General features: G+C 74.7%; 19 protein-coding genes. 7 read left to right on the top strand and 12 right to left on the bottom strand.

The features are described 5' to 3' along the window. Positions 1–38: 38 nt before the first annotated feature. Entirely contained in the window at positions 39–1,730 is a 1,692-nt protein-coding gene (locus ACFYTE_RS24315; protein ID WP_388714058.1) for a DUF885 domain-containing protein, read from the top strand. A gap of 315 nt (positions 1,731–2,045) precedes the next feature. Here ACFYTE_RS24315 and ACFYTE_RS24310 read toward each other — a convergent pair whose 3' ends face one another. From ACFYTE_RS24310 to ACFYTE_RS24285, 6 genes are all read right to left on the bottom strand, one after another. Continuing rightward, positions 2,046–2,561, bottom strand: coding sequence for an immunity 21 family protein (locus ACFYTE_RS24310; protein WP_388714055.1), 516 nt, complete (start codon positions 2,559–2,561; stop codon positions 2,046–2,048). 230 nt (positions 2,562–2,791) lie between these two features. Next, complete coding sequence (locus ACFYTE_RS24305; RefSeq protein ID WP_388714052.1) at positions 2,792–5,779, bottom strand: AAA family ATPase; 2,988 nt, start codon at positions 5,777–5,779, stop codon at positions 2,792–2,794. Then, positions 5,776–6,939: an exonuclease SbcCD subunit D gene (locus ACFYTE_RS24300; RefSeq protein WP_388714049.1), complete on the bottom strand. Its 1,164-nt coding sequence runs from the start codon at positions 6,937–6,939 to the stop codon at positions 5,776–5,778. Before ACFYTE_RS24300 ends, ACFYTE_RS24305 begins: the two co-directional genes overlap by 4 nt. A 108-nt stretch (positions 6,940–7,047) precedes the next feature. Continuing rightward, positions 7,048–7,674, bottom strand: coding sequence for a YigZ family protein (locus ACFYTE_RS24295; protein ID WP_388714047.1), 627 nt, complete (start codon positions 7,672–7,674; stop codon positions 7,048–7,050). Between the two features lie 157 nt (positions 7,675–7,831). Continuing rightward, the gene (locus ACFYTE_RS24290; protein WP_388714044.1) at positions 7,832–8,383 is read right to left on the bottom strand and encodes a SixA phosphatase family protein; all 552 of its coding nucleotides are present in this window, start codon (positions 8,381–8,383) and stop codon (positions 7,832–7,834) included. Continuing rightward, a complete protein-coding gene (locus ACFYTE_RS24285; protein WP_388714042.1) occupies positions 8,380–9,141 on the bottom strand; it encodes a hypothetical protein in 762 nt (253 codons plus the stop codon). Before ACFYTE_RS24285 ends, ACFYTE_RS24290 begins: the two co-directional genes overlap by 4 nt. A 191-nt stretch (positions 9,142–9,332) precedes the next feature. Here ACFYTE_RS24285 and ACFYTE_RS24280 point away from each other — a divergent pair, with 191 nt between their 5' ends. Both ACFYTE_RS24280 and ACFYTE_RS24275 read left to right on the top strand, forming a co-directional pair. Next, the gene (locus tag ACFYTE_RS24280; protein ID WP_388714442.1) at positions 9,333–9,752 is read left to right on the top strand and encodes a CoA-binding protein; all 420 of its coding nucleotides are present in this window, start codon (positions 9,333–9,335) and stop codon (positions 9,750–9,752) included. A 34-nt stretch (positions 9,753–9,786) separates the two neighbouring features. Then, positions 9,787–11,001, top strand: a complete 1,215-nt coding sequence (locus ACFYTE_RS24275; protein WP_388714039.1) for a 4-hydroxybenzoate 3-monooxygenase — start codon at positions 9,787–9,789, stop codon at positions 10,999–11,001. Between the two features lie 64 nt (positions 11,002–11,065). Here ACFYTE_RS24275 and ACFYTE_RS24270 read toward each other — a convergent pair whose 3' ends face one another. Next, the gene (locus ACFYTE_RS24270; protein ID WP_388714036.1) at positions 11,066–11,431 is read right to left on the bottom strand and encodes an ArsR/SmtB family transcription factor; all 366 of its coding nucleotides are present in this window, start codon (positions 11,429–11,431) and stop codon (positions 11,066–11,068) included. A 61-nt stretch (positions 11,432–11,492) separates the two neighbouring features. Here ACFYTE_RS24270 and ACFYTE_RS24265 point away from each other — a divergent pair, with 61 nt between their 5' ends. Then, complete coding sequence (locus ACFYTE_RS24265; RefSeq protein ID WP_388714033.1) at positions 11,493–12,692, top strand: cation diffusion facilitator family transporter; 1,200 nt, start codon at positions 11,493–11,495, stop codon at positions 12,690–12,692. Positions 12,693–12,694: 2 nt separating this feature from the next. Here ACFYTE_RS24265 and ACFYTE_RS24260 read toward each other — a convergent pair whose 3' ends face one another. From ACFYTE_RS24260 to ACFYTE_RS24250, 3 genes are all read right to left on the bottom strand, one after another. Then, positions 12,695–13,252: a YbaK/EbsC family protein gene (locus ACFYTE_RS24260; protein ID WP_388714030.1), complete on the bottom strand. Its 558-nt coding sequence runs from the start codon at positions 13,250–13,252 to the stop codon at positions 12,695–12,697. 31 nt (positions 13,253–13,283) lie between these two features. Next, positions 13,284–13,856 (bottom strand): XRE family transcriptional regulator, encoded by a 573-nt coding sequence (locus tag ACFYTE_RS24255; protein ID WP_388714029.1) that lies wholly within the window; start codon positions 13,854–13,856, stop codon positions 13,284–13,286. A 126-nt stretch (positions 13,857–13,982) separates the two neighbouring features. After that, on the bottom strand, positions 13,983–14,780 hold the full coding sequence (locus tag ACFYTE_RS24250) for an acyltransferase (RefSeq protein ID WP_388714027.1): 798 nt from the start codon (positions 14,778–14,780) through the stop codon (positions 13,983–13,985). Positions 14,781–14,887: 107 nt separating this feature from the next. On the opposite strand from ACFYTE_RS24250, the gene ACFYTE_RS24245 reads away from it, so the two are divergent. After that, positions 14,888–15,415: a gamma carbonic anhydrase family protein gene (locus ACFYTE_RS24245; protein WP_388714023.1), complete on the top strand. Its 528-nt coding sequence runs from the start codon at positions 14,888–14,890 to the stop codon at positions 15,413–15,415. 6 nt (positions 15,416–15,421) lie between these two features. On the opposite strand, the gene ACFYTE_RS24240 is transcribed toward ACFYTE_RS24245, so the two are convergent. Further along, the gene (locus ACFYTE_RS24240) at positions 15,422–16,066 is read right to left on the bottom strand and encodes a DedA family protein (protein ID WP_388714020.1); all 645 of its coding nucleotides are present in this window, start codon (positions 16,064–16,066) and stop codon (positions 15,422–15,424) included. A gap of 240 nt (positions 16,067–16,306) precedes the next feature. Between ACFYTE_RS24240 and ACFYTE_RS24235 the strand changes: the two genes are divergently transcribed. Together ACFYTE_RS24235 and ACFYTE_RS24230 are read left to right on the top strand one after the other, a co-directional pair. Then, complete coding sequence (locus ACFYTE_RS24235; RefSeq protein WP_388714017.1) at positions 16,307–17,350, top strand: YbhN family protein; 1,044 nt, start codon at positions 16,307–16,309, stop codon at positions 17,348–17,350. 102 nt (positions 17,351–17,452) lie between these two features. Continuing rightward, a complete protein-coding gene (locus ACFYTE_RS24230) occupies positions 17,453–18,457 on the top strand; it encodes a hypothetical protein (RefSeq protein WP_388714014.1) in 1,005 nt (334 codons plus the stop codon). A gap of 126 nt (positions 18,458–18,583) precedes the next feature. Here ACFYTE_RS24230 and ACFYTE_RS24225 read toward each other — a convergent pair whose 3' ends face one another. Further along, complete coding sequence (locus tag ACFYTE_RS24225) at positions 18,584–19,429, bottom strand: spermidine synthase (RefSeq protein ID WP_388714011.1); 846 nt, start codon at positions 19,427–19,429, stop codon at positions 18,584–18,586. Positions 19,430–19,848: the final 419 nt, after the last annotated feature.

The raw sequence follows: 19,848 nt of genomic DNA, 5'->3' as shown, positions 1-19,848 counted from the left end.
GGTGACGAGAACATCATCGCCGTATGAGGATGGACCGCATGTCTGAAACCAAGAGCCCGCTGCCCCGCGAGGTGGCCGACGCCTACGTCGACGCACTCGTCGCCCTGGACCCGGTCACCGGTACCTACCTCGGAGTGAAGGAGAGTTCGAGTCGGCTGCCGGACTTCTCACCGGCGGGCCAACAGGCCCTGGCGGAACTGGCGCGGAACACCCTTGCCGCGCTCGCCGAGGCCGAGCGCCGGCCCGGGGCGGACAGTGACGTGGAGCGGCGCTGCGCGCGTCTGCTGCGCGAACGGCTCACCGCCGAACTCGCCGTGCACGAGGCCGACGAGGGCCTGCGCGCGGTCGGCAATCTGCACACCCCCGGGCACGCCGTGCGCGACGTGTTCACCGTGACACCCACCCAGACGGAGGAGGACTGGGCGGCGGTCGCCGAGCGACTGCGCGCGGTTCCGGCCGCGCTCGCGGGCTACCGCGCGTCGCTGGCCCTCGGCCTGGAACGCAAGCTGTACGCGGCTCCGCGCCCGACCGCCACCTTCGTCGACCAGCTCACCGAGTGGGCGGACACGGACGGCACGGGGCGCGGCTGGTTCGAGGACTTCGCCTCGGCCGGTCCCGAGGCGCTGCGCGCCGAGCTGGACGAGGCGGCCGGTGCGGCGACCGCGGCGGTCGTCGAGCTGCGGGACTGGATGCGGGACGTGTACGCGCCGGCCGTCGGGGGCGCCCCGAACACCGTGGGCCGCGAGCGGTACGCGCGCTGGTCGCGTTACTTCAACGGCACGGACCTGGATCTGGACGAGGCGTACGCGTACGGCTGGGCCGAGTACCACCGCATCCTCGGCGAGATGCGCCAGGAGGCTCAGAAGATCCTGCCCGGTGCCGAGACGCCCTGGGTGGCGCTCGCCCACCTCGACGAGCACGGCGCGCACATCGAGGGCGTGGAGGAGGTCCGGGTCTGGCTACAGGGCCTGATGGACCGGGCGATCGAGGAACTGGACGGCACGCACTTCGAACTCGCCGAGCGGGTACGGAAGGTGGAGGCGCGCATCGCCCCGCCCGGCGGCGCCGCGGCCCCGTACTACACGGCCCCGTCGGAGGACTTCTCGCGCCCCGGACGCACCTGGCTGCCGACCATGGGGCAGACCCGGTTCCCGGAGTACGACCTGGTGTCGACCTGGTACCACGAGGGCGTGCCCGGGCACCACCTCCAGCTCGCGCAGTGGGCACACGTGGCCGAGAACCTCTCCCGCTACCAGGCGACCGTCGGCGGGGTCAGCGCCAACGCGGAGGGCTGGGCGCTGTACGCCGAGCGCCTCATGGACGAGCTGGGCTATCTGACCGATCCGGAGCACCGGCTCGGCTACCTCGACGCACAGATGATGCGCGCGGCCCGGGTGATCGTCGACATCGGCATGCACCTGGAGCTGGAGATCCCGGCGGACTCGCCGTTCCACCCCGGTGAGCGCTGGACGCCGGAACTGGCCGAGGAGTTCTTCGCCGCGCACACCAGCCGGCCCGCCGACTTCGTGGAGAGCGAGCTGACCCGTTATCTGACGATCCCGGGTCAGGCGATCGGCTACAAGCTCGGCGAGCGGGCCTGGCTGCTGGGCCGCGAGAACGCGCGCAGGCGGCACGGCGACGCCTTCGACCTCAAGGCCTGGCACATGGCGGCCCTGTCCCAGGGGTCGCTGGGCCTGGACGACCTGGTGGACGAACTGTCCGCGCTCTGACCGACGGCACGGGCCCGCACCCGACGGCCGGTGCCGGCCGCGCGGTGCGGAACCGCCGGTGGTGCGCACGCGTGCGTCGTGGCCACGTCGCCGGTCTCCTCCGCCGCGGTCACGGCCGCGAGCCGGTGCTCGCGGGACTCGGCGAGACCGCCGCCGCCGGTGACCGCCAGGTTCCTGAGCAGGCCGACGGTCGACTCCAGTCGGGCCCGGGCGCCGACGGCCACCGTCCGGTCGTACGCCTCGGTCGCCCGCGCCCACAACCGGGCCGCCGCCGGCGGCTCGGCCAGCGGCACCACCGGCAGCCGGCCGGCGGATTCAGTCCGGCAGCCGGCGCAGCTGGACCAGGCCGAGCCAGGTCTCAGGTCCCGGCTGGGCGTGGGCCGCGCGCACCGTGTACCGGCCCGGTTCCAGCGCCACCCGCAGGTGCTCGGTGCGGTCGGTCGCGGTGCCGGGCCAGGCCGAGTCGAACAGGACGACCGGTCCGGGCACCTGCCAGCTGACCTCGTTCTGCCACTCGGCCGCATCGAGGGCCGCGGGGACGCCCGCCAGCAGTTCGTCCTCGGAGCCGGCCGCGCTCCACCGTACGAAGGTGCCGTGGTCCGGCAGGAAGGAGGTGGATGCCGGTTCGTCGCCCAGTACGAGGGCCGCGCTGTCCCCGACCGGGAGCAGGCCGACATATCCGTCGACCTCGCAGGCCCGGTCGTAGTCCGTGGCGAGGTCTTCGCCGTCGGCCCCGGCCCAGAACGGCAGCACCGCCTCCGGGACCACGATCAGCGGGCCCCCGCCCGACTCCACCCACTCCACCGCGCCTGGATCCGCGTATCGCGCCATGGGGCAGAACCTACACGGACAGCGACCGCCCGGTTCCACCGACCTGCCCCCCGCCCGCTACGCCCCCGAACTGGCACGGGTCTGTATCGATATGCGGCTCCGCCACAGTCCGGCAGCGCCCCCAAGGGTCGCGAGGCTGTATCGATGTGCGGCTCCGCCGCGCGGGCGCGACCAGCCACGACGAAGCCGCAGCCGGCGACGGCGTGCCACGGCCCCCTTCCGCCGAGCCCTCAGCCGAGACCCCGTAGCATGGAGCCCGATCTGCCCTTCACCACCTCCAGTTGGGCGTGGATGCGGCGCCGCAGATCGGCGACATGGCTGACGATGCCGACGCTGCGGTCGCGTTCGCGCAGCGAGTCGAGGACGTCCAGGACCTCGTCCAGGGTCTGGTCGTCGAGGCTGCCGAAGCCCTCGTCGATGAAGAGGGTGTCCAGCCGGACCCCGCCCGCCTCGTCGGTGACGACGTCGGCGAGGCCGAGGGCCAGCGCGAGGGAGGCGAAGAACGTCTCGCCGCCCGACAGCGTCGCCGTGTCGCGCTCCCGGCCGGTCCAGGCGTCGACCACGTGCAGTCCGAGCCCGCTGCGGCCCCGTCCGGTGCGGTCGTCCGAGTGCACCAGGGTGTAGCGGCCCGCGGACATGCTGCGCAGTCGTACCGTCGCGGCGGCGGCGACCTGTTCCAGGCGGGCCGCCAGCACGTACGACTCCAGGCGCATCCGGCGTTCGTTGTCGGCCGAGGTGCCCGCAGTGAGGGCGGCGAGCCGGGCCACCCGATCGTACTCCTCGCGCAGCGGCGCCAGCCTGCGCACGCCGTCGGCGGCGCGGGCGGAGAGCCGGTCGAGTTCGGCGCAGCAGCGGGCGGCGGCGTCGCGTGCGGACGCGGCCTCGCGCAGCCGTCCGGCCGCCGAGGCCGCGGCGCGCTCGGCCGCTTGGAGGTCGGCGGGCGGTCTCCGTGCGGCGGCGGCCGTGTCGGCCTCGGCGAGGACCGCGCGTACGGCGGCCTCCTCGGACTGCCGTGCGTCGAGGAGGTGCTGGAGTTCGCGGTGGGCCGCGTCGTCGAGCAGGGCGGCCGCCGCATCCCGCGGGGTGGCGAAGCCCGCGCGGTAGGCGGCGTCGGCCAGCCGGGCGTCGGCGTCCTTGAGCCGCCGGGCGCTGTCCTCGGCGGCGCGCGTGGCATCGGCGGCGTCGGTGAGCAGGGCCGTCTGCCGCTCCAGTTGCGTGGCGCGGGCCGCCACGCTGCCGGCGTCGCCGCGCGCCTGCGCCAACTCCTCTTCCAAAAAAGCGCGTTCCTGGTCGAGGGCGTCCCGCAGGGTGAGCCGGGAGGCGGCCCTGACCTCGGCCTGCTGACGGTCGGTGAGGCGTCGCTCGCGCTCCTGCTCGGTCCGCCGCAGCTCCTCGCGTGCGGCGTGCAGCCCGGACGCCGTCCGCCGCGCCCGCGTGTACTCCCGCTCCAACTCGTCGGTCTGTGCGGCCAGTTGCTCCGTGGGGGTGTCGCCCGCCTCGGCGGTCGCGGCGGCCAGCGCCTCCCGTACGACACCCAGTCGGCGCTCGGACTCGGCGCGCCGTTCGTCGGCGCGCTGGTGGGCCGCCTGTGCCCGCTCCTCCGCCTCGCGGTCCACGTGTCCGGCGACCCTGCGGGCGGGCGCGGGGTGTTCGGTGGCGCCGCAGACGGCGCACGGTTCGCCGTCGGTGAGGTTCGCGGCGAGTTCCGCGGCGATGCCGTTCAGCCGCTGTTCCTTGAGGTCGAGCCAGTGGGCGCGGGCCGCCAGGGCGTCCCGTTCGGAGCCGAGTGCCCGCTGCCGCGCGGTTTCCGTGTCCCCGGCCAGCTGGTCCCGCAGCCGGGCCGCGGCGAGCCGGCGCCGGGCCGGTTCGCGCTGCACGGCGAGCTGTTCGGCGCGGGTGGCCGCCTCCTGGGCGGATTCCAGCCGGCTCTGCAGGCCGGCGCGGGTGGCGTCCCAGCCGGCCAGCCAGGTCCCGGCCTCCCGCAGCACCTCCTCGTCGGCGCGCTCCTGACGGTCCAGGCCGGCCCGTTCGGCGACGAGTTCGGCGAGCCGCTGCTCGGCGCGGCGCGCGGACTCCAGGCCGCCCAGTTCCTCGGCGGCCCGGCGGGCGGCGGCGGCGAGCCCGGCGGCACCGGCGTCCGCGAAGTCCTGCGGCAGCAGCCCGCGCGCGTGTGTTTCGGCGGCGGCGGTGCGCCGGTGCTCGGCCTCGGCGGCCTCCCGCAGCTCCAGGGCGGGCGCCACGGTCTCCGCCTTGCGGCCCCGCTCCATGCGGGCCTGCGCCTCCCGGTGGGCGCCGGCCTGTTCCTCCAGGAGCGCGGCCCGCCGCCGCGCCTCGGCGAACCGGTCCTGGAGCCGGGCGAGTTCGCGTACGCCGGCGAGGGCCCGGTCGGCGGTGGCCTGGGCGGACTCGGCGGCGGTGAGCCGGCAGTGGGCGACGGTGAGCCGTTCCCGGGCGGTGCTGCGGGCGACGGCGGCGGCGCCCAGCACGGCCTCGGCCAGGCCGGGCTCGCCGGGGGCGACTTCCGGCAGTTCCATGGCGTCGCCCGCTTCCTGCTGCATGCGGTGCGCGTCGGCGAGGAGCGCGGCGTCGCCCTCGCGGACCCGGGCCTCGGTGGCGCGGCGCCGTTCGGCGAGGCCTTTTTCGACGTCGGCGAAGCGCCGGGTGTCGAAGAGGCGGCCGAGCAGCTTGGCCCGCGCCTCGGCGTCGGCGCGCAGGAAACGCGCGAAGTCGCCCTGGGGCAACAGCACCACCTGGCAGAACTGTTCCCGGCTCATGCCGAGCAGCTGGGTGATCTCCTCACCGATCTCCTGGTGCGAGCGGCTGAGGTCCCGCCAGCCGCCGGCGGCCGGGTCGTAGGCGCGCAGCCACGTCTGGGCCTTGTCGAGGGTCGTGCCCGCACCGCGCTTCTTGGGCCGTTCCCAGGGCGGCTGCCGGGTGATCTCCAACCGCCGTCCGGCGACGGTCAGTTCGAGGCGGACCTCGGTGCGGGTGGCGGGGTCGGCGTGGTCGCTGCGCAGGGACTGGCCCTGGCCGCTGTGCCGGGCGCCCGGCACGGAGCCGTACAGCGCGTAGCACACCGCGTCCAGGACGGAGGTCTTGCCCGCGCCGGTAGGTCCGTGCAGCAGGAACAGGCCCGCGGCGGACAGCGCGTCGAAGTCGACGCTCTGGGAGTCGCCGAAGGGTCCGAAGGCGGTCACGTCCAGCCGGTGCAGCCTCATCGCGCCACCTCGCGCAGCGCGTCGTCGGCGCGCACGGCGTCGAACGCCTCCCGCAGCACGGCCAGTTCCCGCTCGTCGGGGCCCGCGCCGCGCACATGGGCCACGAAGTCCTGGGCGATCTGCTGGTCGGCGCGGCCGGCGAGGCGCCTGGCGTACGACACATCGGGGTCGTCCGGGGCCCGCTCGGGGGCGAAGACGAGACTGAGGGTGTGCGGGAAGCGGACGGTGAGCCGGGCCATGGGGTCGGCGGGCCTCACCTGGTCGGTGAGCGTGGCCTCGACCCAGGCCGTCGTGTGCCGGGCGAGCGCGGGGTCGGCGAGCAGGTCCTCCAGTGTGCCCCGGATCCGGGCCAGCGGGCGCGGCACCGGGCAGTCGACGCGCTCGGCGGCGACCGCTCCGTCGGCGCCGAGGTCGACGAGCCACATGCTCTTGCGGTGGCCGGCCTCGGAGAAGGAGTAGGCCAGCGGGGAGCCCGAGTAGCGCACGCGCGGGGAGAGGGTCTGGCAGCCGTGCAGATGCCCGAGCGCCACATAGTCGACGCCGTCGAAGACCGCGGCCGGGACGGCGGCCACCCCGCCCACGGTGATGTCCCGTTCGCTGTCGCTGGTCCGGCCGCCGGTGACGAAGGCGTGCGCGAGGACGACGGAGCGGGTGCCGGGGGCGCGGGCGGCGAGGTCGGCGCGTACCCGGTCCATGGCGGCGGCGAGGACGCTCTCGTGGCCCGCCCTGTCGACCCCGAACGCGTCCTTCACCAGGGCGGGTTCGAGGTAGGGCAGGCCGTAGAAGGCCACGTCCCCGTGGGCGTCGGCCAGCACGACCGGGGTGCCGCAGCCGGCGGGGTCGGTCCGCAGATGGATGCCCGCGCGGTCCAGGAGCCCGGCGCCGACCCCGAGGCGGCGGGCCGAGTCGTGGTTGCCGGAGATCATCAGCGTGGGCACGCCGAGGTCGGCGAGCCGGTGCAGCGCGTCGTCGAACAGCTCGACCGCGGCGAGCGGGGGCACCGCCCGGTCGTAGACGTCTCCCGACACGACCACCGCGTCCACGTCGTGCTCGCGCACGGTCGTGACGAGGTGTCCGATGAACTCGGCCTGGGCGTCGAGCAGGTTCACCCGGTGGAACGCCCGGCCCAGATGCCAGTCGGAGGTGTGCAGGAGTCTCATGATCCCCGAGACTAACGGCCGGGTCTGACATCACGGGCGGTTACTCCCGTATCGGCCCCGGCACCGGCCGCGTCCCATGGGCCCGTTGGGTCCGTACGGCTGCGAAGGTCATGCGTCCCCGTACGCCTCTCCGCCCGCCTCGAAGCGGGCCGTCCCGGCGGTGGCGTCGGCCAGCCAGGCGCGGAAGGCGTCCACGTCGGCGTCCGGCAGGGCGATCTCGATGGCGACCGTCTCGCCGTACCGGACGTCGCGCACCGTGCGGCCGGTCGCGCGCAGGTCGTTGTGCACCTTGCCCGCGCGCTGGTGGTCGACGGTCACCGTGGCCAGCCGGAAGCGGCGCCGGGTGCGGGTGCCGAGCTGGTCCAGGGCCTCGCCGACGGCGCCGCCGTACGCCCGGATGAGTCCGCCCGCGCCGAGCTTGACGCCGCCGTAGTAGCGGGTGACGACGGCGACGACGTACCGCATGTCGCGCCGCAGCAGCATCTGGAGCATCGGGACGCCCGCGGTGCCGCCGGGTTCCCCGTCGTCACTGGCCTTCTGGACGGCCGCGTCGGCGCCGATGACGTACGCCCAGCAGTTGTGGGTGGCGTCGGCGTGCTCCTTGCGGACCGCGGCGACGAACTCCTGGGCCTCCCGTTCGGTGGCGGCCGGGGCGAGCGCGCACCGGAAGCGTGAGCGATTGACCTCGGTCTCGTGCACACCCGCACGGGCGACGGTGCGGTACTCGTCCTGCATCCGGCCAGCCTAATCCGTACCCGTTTCCCCGACCGAAGCGGTGGCACCCCCGACGTGCTGTGCGGGCACGGATCCCGTGATGCCCGCGGCCGGCGCACCCTCGTCGACCGCGCCACCGGTTCGCGGTCACCCTCAGTCGGGGACGTCCGGCCGCCTCCTACGCCTTCCCGCGCCGTTTCCCGCGGGGGACCGTGACCGACGTGAGGAGCGCGGTGCCGGGGGTGAGGGCCTGCCAGCCGGTGCCGTGCCAGGACAGGATCGCGATGGCCGACGTCGGGAACTTCCGCCGGACCACTTCCAGGGTGTCGTCCAGGCCGTCCCGGGCCAGATCGAGGACCAGTTCCGCAAGGCCCGGGTTGTGTCCGAGCAGGAGCAGCGTCTCGACCTCGGGCAACACCTCGTGCACGACCCGCAGCAGGTCCGGCACGCCGGCCGCGTACAGCCGCGGGTCGAACCGGGCGGGCGGCGGGGTGCCCCACTGGGCCGAGGCGAGTTCCCAGGTGCTCCGGGCGCGCAGCGCGGTGGAGCACAGGGCGAGGTCGGGCAGGCAGTCGGCCTCGGCGAGGGCGCGGCCCGCGGCCGGGGCGTCGCGCCGGCCGCGCGGGGCGAGCGGGCGTTCGTGGTCGGCGACGCCTTCGGGCCAGGCGGACTTGGCGTGCCGCAGCACGACGAGGCGGCGCAGCGGGCCCGCGCCCGCGCGGGCGATCATGCGGGGCTCCCGAGGTCGCGGACGAGGTCGAGGCCGAGCAGCCGGTCGGCGTGGGCGTACGTCTCGAAGCGGGCGCCGTCGGGCAGGTCGGCTGCCTCCGCGACCTGGTCCAGGACCTTCAGTACCTCGGTCACATCCAGATTGTCCTCCCATGCGGCGCGCAACCGCCCGCGCACCTCGTCGGGGATCGGGCGGGACGGCTGCCGTGCCCAGTGGGCGACCGCCCGGCGCCGGCGCGCCAGCATCCGCCCGGCCCGGTCCAGCGCGTCCGGGTCGATGCGCACGGGCGTGTCCCGGCGGGTGGCGAGCAGGGCGAGGCGCAGTACGGCGGGATCGGCGGGCGGGTCCGCGGAGGCGGCGCCGGCCACCCCGGGCGCCTCCCGGGCAGGGTCCGCGCGGATCGCGGGGGCGACGCCGACGACGACCCCGCCCTCGGGCATCGCGCCGTCGTCCCCGACCACGTGCACGATCTGCGCCTCGCCGAGGCCGGCGGCGAGGTCGCGCCCCTCCTCGAAGGGCCGGATGCCCAGGGCCGTGGCCGCCGCACGCAGCTCGGCCTGCCGCCGCCCGCCGGTGAGCAGGCACCACACGGGCGTGCCGCCGAGCTCCAGGGCGCGGAGCAGCACGTCGGCGACGAGCAGCACACGCAGGGCCGAGATGTCCGAGCCCGACGCGTGGGCCTCGACCCGGGTCAGGCCTCGGCGGGCGGGAGCGGCGTCGACGGGTCGGCCGGTTCGGGCGTCGATGATGCGCAGCACGCAGCGAGCGTAGGCGGACGGAAGCCCGTACGCAGGACTTGGCGCCGAAACCGGACACCGCGGCGGCGGATGCGGTAGGCGGCGCCCGGCCGCCCGCCCCGGGGCCGTGCCGGGCCGGCGCGGGAATCACCGCCCGGCGGGCACTGTTGGCCGAGGGACAGTTCCGCGCCACGCCCGAGGAGGCCACGACCGTGTACGGCGACGAAGCGACGATCCGCAGGATCCTGACCGAGCCGGGCGACACCTGGGCCGTGGTGGGCCTGTCCTCGAACCGGCGGCGCGCCGCCTACGGGGTGGCCGAGGTGCTGCGGCGGTTCGGCAAGCGCGTGGTCCCGGTGCACCCCAAGGCGGAGACGGTCCACGGCGAGCGCGGGTACGCCTCCCTCGCGGACATCCCCTTCGAGGTGGATGTCGTGGATGTGTTCGTGAACAGCGATCTCGCCGGGCAGGTCGCCGACGAGGCGGTCGCCAAGGGCGCGCGGGCCGTCTGGTTCCAGCTCGGGGTGATCGACGAGGCCGCCTACGAGCGGACCCGGGCCGCCGGTCTCGACATGGTCATGGACCGCTGCCCGGCCATCGAGATCCCCGCCCTGGGCCGGCGGGCGGGGTGACCTCTGTCTGACCGGACACCGTCATAATGGCCCGGTGACGTTCCCCTCCCCCCACTCCGCGTCCGTGGAACGGCGGCCGGTCGTCGTCGTGGGCGCCGGGCCCGCCGGGCTCACCGTCGGCGGCATCCTGCGGGCCGCCGCCGTCGACTGCGTGGTCCTGGAGACCGAGAGCAGGGAGTTCATCGAGACGCGGCCGCGCGCCGGCGTCATAGAGGAGTGGGCGGTGCGCGAACTCGATCGGCGCGGGCTCGCGGCCGGTCTGCCGGCGCGGGCGCAGGCGCACGCCGCGTGCGAGTTCCGCTTCGACGGCGAGCGGTACCGGTTCCGCTACCACGAGCTGACGGGCCGTCACCACTTCGTGTATCCGCAGCCGTTGCTGGTGACGGACCTGGTGCGCGAGTACACCGGCCGCGGCGGCGACATCCGCTTCGGCGTCCGGGAGGTACGGCTGCACGACCTGGAGACGGATCGTCCCTCGGTGTCGTACCTGTGCCCGAGGACCGGTGAACGCCGGGTGATCCGGTGCGACTTCGTCGCGGGGTGCGACGGCGCGCGCGGGGTGTCCCGGGACGCGGTGCCCGCGTCCCGGGCGACGCTCGCGCGGCACGACTACGGCATCGGCTGGCTGGCGCTGCTGGCCGAGGCGCCGCCGTCCGCCGACTGCGTGGTGTTCGGTGTCCATCCGCGCGGGTTCGCCGGGCACATGGCCCGCAGCCCCGAGGTCACCCGCTACTACCTCCAGTGCCCGCCCGGCGACGACCCGGGGAACTGGCCGCACGAACGGGTCTGGGCCGAGTTGCGGGTACGGCTCGGTGCGGCGGGGGCGCCCGCGCTCGCGGAGGGCCGGCTGATCGAGAAGCGCGTGCTGGACATGCACAACTACGTGGTGTCGTCCATGGAGTTCGGGCGGCTGTTCCTCGCGGGCGACGCGGCCCATCTCACCGCGCCGATCGCGGCGAAGGGCATGAACCTGGCGCTGCACGACGCCTTCCTGCTGGGCGACGCGCTCGTCGCGCGCGTCCTCGGGGGCGACGCTGCCGGCCTGGCCGGCTATTCGGCGGCGTGCCTGCGGCGGGCGTGGGACTACCAGGAGTTCTCGCAGTGGCTGTCCGGCGTGTACCACGGCGCGGCGTCGGGCGACCCGTACCGCGCGGCCACCAGCCTGGCCCGGCTGCGCCGGCTGTTCACCTCCCCGGCCGCCGCGAGGGCGTTCGCGGAGCAGTACCTGGGCGCGGCCGAGGCGTACTGACCGCGTGCGCGGACCGGGACCGGGCGGGCCCGGCCGGTGGGCGCCCGGCGTCGGCCGGTCCGGCTCACCTCCCCTGTCCGGGGCGGGTTTCGGTGAGCCGGTGGTCCGCCACGTCCAGCGCCTCGGCCACCAGCCGGCGCAGATGGTCGTGGCGCAGCGAGTAGACCACCCGGCGGCCCTCCTTGCGCGTGTTCACCAGGCCGGCGAGCCGCAGCCGGGCCAGGTGCTGGCTGACGGCGGGCCGGGCCGCGCCGCACGCCTCGGTGAGCGTGCCGACATCGGCCTCACCGGCCGTGAGCGCGTGCAGCAGGGCGAGGCGGGTGCGGTCACCGAGCAGGGCGAGCAGGTCGGCCGCGACCGCGAACTGCTCCTCGCCGGGGGTGCGCGGGTGCGGATGGTGCGCAGGTGATAGGTGCATGCGTGCGCTCATACGCACATAATGGCGGCGTGGGCGTCGTGCGTCCACTCCCGCGCACCGGAAGGGGATCCACGTGAGCGACCGGCACCGGCACGAGCACGGCCACGACCACGGGCTTGCGCACGGCGACGAGCCGGGGCGCGGCCACGCGCACGCGCACCGGCACGGCCCTGCGCACGAACACGTTCCAGGCCATGAATCCGGCCAGGAACGCCAGCACGGGCACGGGCACGACCACGGGCACGGCGACAGCCACGGGCACGGCCACGGGCCGTCCCGGACGGTTTCCGGTCTGCGGCACCGCCTCGGCCATCTCCTCACCCCGCACTCCCACGACAGCGCCGACAAGCTCGACACCGCCCTGGAGGCCTCGGCCCGTGGCATGCGGGCGCTGTGGGTCTCCCTGGCGGTGCTCGGCGTGACCGCGCTCGCGCAGGCCGTGGTGGTGGTCGCGTCCGGATCGGTGGCGCTGCTCGGCGACACGGCGCACAACGCGGCGGACGCGCTGACGGCCGTGCCGCTCGGCATCGCGTTCCTGCTCGGCCGCCGCGCGGCGAACCGGCGCTTCACCTACGGCTACGGCCGCGCCGAGGACCTGGCGGGGATCGCCATCGTGCTGACCATCACCGCGTCCGCGGTCTTCGCGGCATGGACGGCGGTGGACCGGCTCCTCGACCCGCGGCCGGTGCAGCATCTGCCGGCGGTGGCCGTGGCCGCGCTGGTCGGCTGCGCGGGCAACGAGTGGGTGGCCCGCTACCGGATCCGGGTGGGGCGGGCGATCGGCTCCGCCGCGCTCGTCGCCGACGGCCTGCACGCCCGTACCGACGGCTTCACCTCACTGGCCGTGCTGGTGGGCACCGCCGGGTCCGCACTGGGCTGGCAACTGGCCGACCCGCTGGTGGGGCTGGCGATCACGGCCGCCATCGCGCTGGTCCTGCGGGACGCCGCGCGCGAGGTGTTCCGGCGGGTGCTGGACGCCGTCGACCCGGCGCTGGTGGACCGGGCCGAGCGGGCGTTGTGTGCGGTGCCGGGCGTGCGCGGAGTGGGTGAGTTGCGGCTGCGCTGGATCGGCCATCGGCTGCGGGCGGAGGTGGCGATCGTGGTGGACGGCGACGCGACGGTACGACGGGCGCACGCGATCGCGGTCGACGCCGAGCACGCCCTGCTGCACGCCGTGCCGCGGCTGACCGCGGCCCTGGTGCACGCCGATCCGGCGCCCGCGCCCGGCGAGGCGGACCCGCACCGGGCGCTGGCGCACCATGTGACCGCCTGAGGTCAGGCGACGCCCAGGCCCTCCAGGACCACCGCGCCCGGCAGTTCGGCGAACGCCTTGCCCGGTACCAGCAGTTTGCCGCGTCGGCGTCCGCTGCCGACCAGGACGTAGGGCAGGTCGACGACGGCGGAGTCCACCAGCACCGGCCAGCCGGCGGGCAGTCCGAGCGGGGTGATGCCGCCGTACTCCATGCCGGTCTCCCCGGTGGCCGTGTCCATCGAGGCGAACGAGGCCTTGCGCGCGCCCAGTTGGCGGCGGACCACCCCGTTGACGTCGACCCGGGTGGTGGACAGCACGACGCATGCCGCGAGGGTCGTCTCACCGGCCCGCTTGCCCGCGACGACCACACAGTTCGCGGACCGCTCCAGCAGCTCGCGGCCGTAGTGCTCGACGAAGACGGCGGTGTCCGCCCACTCGGGCTCGGTGTCGACGTGGACGATCCGGTCGGCGGGGACGCTGCCGCGCCAGTGGCGCACGGCGTCGGCGACCGGGGCGATCAGTTCGTCGAGGCGGTCCGGAGCGGGGGCGGCGGTGTCGAAGTCTCCGATGGGTGCGCGCATGTCCGCACGCTAACAGGCGGTCTCCGGGGCCTCAGCGTACGGGCGGGACGGAGACGGTCATCACCATCTCCATCGGGACGTCGCCGGTGTTGCCGTACGTGTGCGCCGTGCCGGCGTCGAAGGAGGCGCTCGCGCCGGCCGGGACGCGGTGCTCGACGCCGTCCACGGTGAGCGTCAGTTCCCCCACCGTGACGTGGAGGAGTTCCACCGTGCCGGCGGGATGCGGGTCGGAGGGGCTGCTCTCCCCCGGCATCAGCCGCCAGTCCCACATCTCCAGCGGGCCGGGGGCCTCGGCGCCCGCGAGCAGCCGGTTGTAGCTGCCGGCGTCGGTGTGCCAGAGCCGTACGGCCCGCTCGGCGGGGACGATCCGGACCGTGGGGCCCTGCGCGTAGTCGAGCAGGGTGGTGATGCTGACGCCGAGAGCGTCGCCGATCTTGACGACCGTGCCGAGGCTGGGATTGGTGCGGGCCTGCTCGATCTGGATGAGCATGCCGCGGCTGACTCCCGCCCGGGCGGCCAGCGCGTCCAGGGTGAAGCCGCGCTCGGTGCGCCAGCGCTTGACGTTGCGCGCGAGGGACTGGGTCAGCAGATCGAGGTCCGACACGATACGTCCACTACTACGGTCCAATATTCCAAATGTCACAGTTTACTTGACTGAACTACGGCGCGGTGCACCCGAGTGTTCACCGAACTGTACTGCGCGCCCGCCCGCGTGCTCGCCCAGGGCGGGTCAGCCGTCGGCCTCCAGTTCGGCGAGCCGGGTCACGGCCTCCTCGTCGAGGTCGGCCAGCGCGAGCAGTTGCTCCGGTGTGATGCCGTCCGGGATCGGCACCGGGGCGGGGGTGCGCAGCGGGGGCTGCCAGCCGTCGTCGGACGTCCAGCGCCGCACCACCCGTGCGGGCGCGCCGGCGACCACCGCGTGGTCGGGCACCGTGCCGCGGACCACCGCGCCGGCCGCCACGACCACGTTCCGGCCGATCCGTGCGCCCGGCAGGACCACCGCTCCGGTGCCGATCCAGCATCCGGGTCCGATCCGCACCGGCTCCATCCGCGGCCACTGCCGCCCGATGGGCTGGTGCGGGTCGTCGTACGAGTGGTTGGTGGACGTGACGTACACATACGGTCCGAAGTAGCAGTCGCTGCCGATGGTGACCGTCGTGTCGGCGATGACGTGGCTGCCGCGGCCGAGGACGACCCCGTCGCCGATGCACAGGATCGGTTCGGGACCGAGGTCCAGGTCCGGCATCAGGCCCGCGGTCAGGGTGACCTGCTCGCCGATGATGCAGTGGGCGCCGAGACGGATCCAGGGTTCACCGAAGACCGTGCCGAGCGGAAAGGCGAGCCTGGTACCCGTTCCCATCGCGCCGAAGCGCAGCCGGCCCGGGTGCTCGGCGGTCACGGACCCCGCGCGCTGCGCCCAGGCCCAGCCCGCGTGGACGACTCGCTGGGCGAGGCGGCGCCGCCAGGACGAGAACGTGTTCTTGGGCTTCGGCACCCGCTCACGGTACTCAGCGGGCGCCGCGGCCATGAGACCGTACCGCTGTGATCTTCGCCCCACCGGATGGCGTACGGTGCCGGTGTATTTCCCTCGGCAGGCCGGTGTGCTCGCCCCGGCGGACGGAACGGTGGACGCAGATGACGCACAAGGCGCTGATCGTGGGCATCGGCGGCAGGGAGCCCCGGATCGACGAGGGGGCGTTCGTGGCCCCGACCGCCTCGGTGATCGGCGATGTGACGCTGCACGCGGGCGCGAGCGTCTGGTACGGCGCGGTGCTGCGCGGCGACGTAGAGCGGATCACCGTCGGGGCGAGCGCGAACGTCCAGGACAACGTCACCCTGCACGCCGACCCCGGCTTCCCGGTCAGTGTCGGGGAGCGGGTCTCCATCGGCCACAACGCCGTGGTGCACGGGGCGACGGTGCGGGACGACTGCCTGATCGGCATGGGCGCGACCGTGCTGAACGGGGCGGTGATCGGGGCCGGCTCGCTGGTCGCGGCCCAGGCGCTGGTGCCGCAGGGGATGACGGTACCGCCGGGTTCGCTGGTCGCCGGTGTGCCCGCGAAGGTGAAGCGGGAACTCACCGACGAGGAGCGGCGGGGCCTGACGCTGAACGGCACCCTGTACGCGGAGCTGGCCAGGACGCACCGCGAGGTGCACGAGTAGCCCGGGTCAGTCGCGGACGGGCACCGGCTCCGACTCGGTCCGGGACTCCTGCGTCTTCTTCGCCTTGCGCCGGAGCACCAGCATCGAGGTCAGGCCGATCAGGACCGCCGCCACCAGGCCCAGCCAGGAGAACCTCTTCAACCAGTCCTCGGCGACCACGCCGACGTAGTAGATGACCGCGGTGGTGCCGCCCGCCCAGCAGATGCCGCCGAGGACGTTGGCGATCAGGAACTTCCAGTACGGCATGTGCAGGACGCCGGCGAGCGGACCGGCGAAGATGCGCAGCAGGGCGACGAAGCGGCCGAAGAACACCGCCCACATGCCCCACTTCTCGAAGGACCGCTCCGCGGTGGCGATGTGCCCCTCGCTGAAGTGCCTGGGGAACTTCTTGCCGAGCCAGGCCAGCAGCGGACGCCCGCCCTTGCGGCCGATGGCGTAGCCGATGGAGTCGCCGACGACGGCGCCGAGGGTCGCACAGGTGCCGAGGACCACCGGGTTGATGTCCGAGTGCTGCGAGGAGAGCAGCGCCGCCGACACCAGGACGATCTCGCCCGGCAGCGGGATGCCCAGGCTCTCCAGGCCGATGATCAAGGCCACCACGGCGTAGACGGCCACCGCGGGCACGGTGTCGAGCCATTCCTGGACGTGCAACGCCGGTTCCTTCCCTGTCGGTCCTGCTCCACCGGGCGGCTGCGACGGCACGCCCCCGTGCAGGCTACCGGTTCACCGGGGCGCGGGCGCACGGACCGGCCCGCGGCACCGTCCCGCCGACGGCCCTTCGGCTCTCGGACATTTGCGTGTCACACGGAACGGGAAGGCTCCCCGCGGTTTCCCCGCCTCGCACCCTCAGGCCGCCGCCGCGCGGCCCGATGCGGAAGGACGACGTACCCCGTGTCCTCAGTCCCCACGCTCCCGTCCGGGGCCTCCCCCCTCCGGCCGGAAGCAGCCTCGCTCACGCCCGAACCGCCCACGCCCGACGCGCCCGGGCGGCCGGTGCCGTTCATGGCGGCCCGCCCGATCCGGCTGGTGCTGTGTCTGAGCCCCCTCCTGCTGGCCGGGATCTGGGGGCTGACCAATCGGCCCCTCCTGTACGAGGGTGCCGCCCGGCTGGCCGCGGCCGACCCGGGGTGGCTGCTGGCCGGGCTCGGCTTCACCTGCCTGGGCTGGGTGGCGGCCTCCTGCGTCCGCCAGGGCGCCCTCCCCGACCGGTTGCCGCCGGGACTGCTGCTGGCCTCGCAGTTCGCCGCCGGTGCCGCGAACCACGCGCTGCCCGCGGGCCTCGGCGCGCACGCCGTCACCCTGCGCTTCCTGCGGGGCCGCGGCATTCCGCTGGACCGGGCCACGGCCTCGCTCGCCCTGTACTCGCTGGTGAAGCCCGTCGCCAAGACACTGGTGCTGCTGACGTTGCTGCTGACCTCGCCCGCCGGACGCAGGCTCGGCGACCTGGTGCCGGACGGCCGCACCCTGGTCGCGGTGATCGCCGTCGCGGGCACCTGCGCCGCCGTCGCGGTCCTGCTCGTCACGGTCGTACGCCCGCTGCGCCGCCCGGTGACCGGCCTGCTGCGCACCGCCCTCGCCGACGCGCGGGTGCTGCACACCCGGCCCTGCCGGGTCCTCGCGCTGTGGGGCGGGGCCGCGGCGATGCCGCTGTTGCAGGCGTGCGTGCTCGCGTCGGTGGGTGCCGCGCTCGGGCTGCCGGTGCCGTGGACGCACGTGGTCGTGGCGTACCTGGCCGCGGGCACCGCCGTGGGGGCGGTGCCCGCGCCGGGCGGCGTCGCGGTGGACGCCGCGGTGGTCTTCACGCTGGTGGCCTTCGATGCCCCGCTGGCCGTGGCCACGGCGACCGTCATCGGGTTCCGCGTGCTCATGGACTGGCTCCCGCTGCTGCCCGGCGCCCTGGTGCTGTCGGCGCTGATCCGCGCCAAGGTGCTGTGAACGCGGCCCGGGAACACCGCGCGGCCGGCGTCCCGGTTCGGTACGGCCCTGACGAGGTCCGGTGACCGAATCGTGTCCGGGGCGGCACTAGGGTTACTGCCCATGTGGCCAGGACAGCAGCCGCCAGGGGGCGAGCAGAATCCGCAGAACAACCCGTACCAGCAGCCGGGTTACCAGCAACCCAACCCGTACCAGCAGCCCGGCTACCAACAGCCCAACCCGTACCCGCAGCAGTCGCAGTGGGGCACGCCCGCACCCGTCGGAGCGCCCCAGCCGCCGCAGGGCGGGGGCGGCGGGAACCGGACGAAGCTCGTCGCGATCGTGGCGGCGACTGCGGTGGTCGTCGCGGCCGGTGTGACCGGATTCCTCGTGCTGGGCGGTGACAAGGACGACAAGGCGGACGGCGGCAAGGACAAGAAGTCCGGCCAGTCGCCCTCGGCGGACCCGGCGGCGAGCGAGTCGTCCGGCACGGACGAGAATCCGCGCACCAACGAGACCGAGAAGCCGCTCGTGGCCGGCTGGAAGGTGGTCGTCAACCCCAAGCGGGGAACGGCCTTCGACGTGCCCCCGGACTGGCAGCTCGACTCCCCGGGCACCTCGATCGGCTTCGAGGACCGCAAGTCCCCCGACGCCAAGCCGCTGATCATGATGTCGGCGCCGGCCGAGTACAAGTCGAAGTGGTGCACCTCCGACGACGACATGGACGGCAAGACCGACGACACTCCGCTGGCCGTGGCGGGCACCAAGGGCGAGAGCGGCGCCAAGAGCCCCGGCGACGCGGCGATCCGGGGCGTGCCCTGGTGGGTCTACGGCGGCTACACACAGCCGGACAAGAAGAGCATCACCTACGACAAGAAGGCCACGGACTACACCACCAAGACGGGTGTCAAGGGCGCCTACGCCTGGGCGCGTTCGACCAACACCCCCCGCACCGGCAAGTGCGCCAGCGACGGCAAGGCGATCACGTTCGCCTTCCGGAACTCGGCGGACGACATCGTGTCCTTCAACCTCTACGCCGCCAAGGGCGTGGACGGGGAGCTGGACACGGAGACCATCATGAAGATCCTCAGCACGGTGCGGGTGCACGGCGAGCCGACGGGGTCCTGAGCGGACGGCTCTGAGCAGGGCGGTCCTGGGCGGGGCGGTTCGGAGCGGGGCGGTCCTGGGCGATTCGGAGCGGGACGGTTCGGAGCGGGCGGGGCCGCGGCCGTCGTGTCCGGACCGCTCCGCGCCTCAGCCGATGCCGAACGCCCCCTCGGGCGGCTCGGGCGACGGCACGGCCTCCGCGTCCGGGACCGGTCGGGCCGCGCCGATGAACTCCCGTAGCCCGGGGCCGTGTTCGACCCGGGCCGGGAAGACGTCGGAGGCGGTGCGGCGGGCCAGTGCCGCCGTGTCCAGGGGCCGGCGCGCGGCGACGAGCACCGCGTTGCCGAACCGTCGGCCACGCAGCACCCCCGGCTCGGCGATCAGCACCAGCTCCTCGAACACGGCCGCGAACGTGGCGAGTTGGGAGCGCAGGAAGGCGAAGGGCGCGGCGTCGGCGAGATTGGCCAGATAGACGCCGCCCGTCCGCAGCACGCGCTCGGCCTCGCGGGCGTAGCCGAGCGAGGTGAGGTGCGCGGGGACCCGGGAGCCGCCGAAGACGTCGGCGATCAGCACGTCCGCCGTGTCGTCGGCGGCCGATTCCAGCCAGGCTCGGGCGTCGGCGGGGTGCAGGGCGATGCCGGCGCCGTCCGGGACCGGCAGCCGCTCGGTGACCAGGGCCAGCAGCGCCCGGTCGGCCTCCACGACGTCCTGCCGCGAGCCCGGCCGGGTCGCCGCCACATAGCGGGGCAGGGTGAGGGCGCCTCCACCGAGATGCACCAGGTCCAGCGGCCGGCCCGGCTCCGCCACGACGCCCAGCACGTACCCGAGCCGCCGGGCGTATTCGAACTCCAGATGCGTCGGCTCGTCCAGGTCGACGTACGACTGCGGCGCCCCGTCGACCGTGAGCAGCCAGGCCCGCGCCCGGTCGACGTCCGGCATCAGCTTCGCGGTGCCGTGGTCGGTGGCGCGGACGACGGGTATGGGTTCGCTCACTCCCCCATTGTGCCGGTACCGACCACGCCCCGAACCGACCCCATCCCGCCAGCCCGGCGCCCGGTCCAGACCTCCGCCCCCGGCGTCCGGCCCGAACCCTCAAACCCCACCTCCCGCACGGGCCTTGGGCCTGGCCCCCCGCACCGGGCACGCCCGCGGGTCACAGCTCGCGCGCGGGCCCATGCCGGCCGGGGCGACGGCGTGCTGCCGGCCGGGCCGGGGCCGCCTGGCGCCCAGCGGCGCCGCACGTAACGCCGCACTCGGTGGCCGCGTGACTCGCACCCGCGCACCGACCCGAGACCCGCCCGACGCAAGCCCGCGCCGCCTTCACCACGGAGGGGCCCGCGCCGTCCGCGGCGGACCGCACCCGGCGCCGGGCCCACGAGTTCGTGCCACACCCGTCCGCGTCACCGCCCGCG

The sequence above is a fragment of the Streptomyces sp. NPDC004629 genome, assembly GCF_042873595.1.
Lineage (GTDB): Bacteria > Actinomycetota > Actinomycetes > Streptomycetales > Streptomycetaceae > Streptomyces.
This window is presented reverse-complemented; position numbering and strand designations above follow the sequence as displayed.

Bases quoted from the DNA above. Each gene is read 5' to 3' on its own strand.
- ACFYTE_RS24315 (WP_388714058.1), top strand. From the start codon at position 39: ATGTCTGAAACCAAGAGCCCGCTGCCCCGCGAGGTGGCCGACGCCTAC.
- ACFYTE_RS24310 (WP_388714055.1), bottom strand. From the start codon at position 2,561: ATGGCGCGATACGCGGATCCAGGCGCGGTGGAGTGGGTGGAGTCGGGC.
- ACFYTE_RS24305 (WP_388714052.1), bottom strand. From the start codon at position 5,779: ATGAGGCTGCACCGGCTGGACGTGACCGCCTTCGGACCCTTCGGCGAC.
- ACFYTE_RS24300 (WP_388714049.1), bottom strand. From the start codon at position 6,939: ATGAGACTCCTGCACACCTCCGACTGGCATCTGGGCCGGGCGTTCCAC.
- ACFYTE_RS24295 (WP_388714047.1), bottom strand. From the start codon at position 7,674: ATGCAGGACGAGTACCGCACCGTCGCCCGTGCGGGTGTGCACGAGACC.
- ACFYTE_RS24290 (WP_388714044.1), bottom strand. From the start codon at position 8,383: ATGATCGCCCGCGCGGGCGCGGGCCCGCTGCGCCGCCTCGTCGTGCTG.
- ACFYTE_RS24270 (WP_388714036.1), bottom strand. From the start codon at position 11,431: ATGAGCGCACGCATGCACCTATCACCTGCGCACCATCCGCACCCGCGC.
- ACFYTE_RS24260 (WP_388714030.1), bottom strand. From the start codon at position 13,252: ATGCGCGCACCCATCGGAGACTTCGACACCGCCGCCCCCGCTCCGGAC.
- ACFYTE_RS24250 (WP_388714027.1), bottom strand. From the start codon at position 14,780: ATGGCCGCGGCGCCCGCTGAGTACCGTGAGCGGGTGCCGAAGCCCAAG.
- ACFYTE_RS24245 (WP_388714023.1), top strand. From the start codon at position 14,888: ATGACGCACAAGGCGCTGATCGTGGGCATCGGCGGCAGGGAGCCCCGG.
- ACFYTE_RS24230 (WP_388714014.1), top strand. From the start codon at position 17,453: ATGTGGCCAGGACAGCAGCCGCCAGGGGGCGAGCAGAATCCGCAGAAC.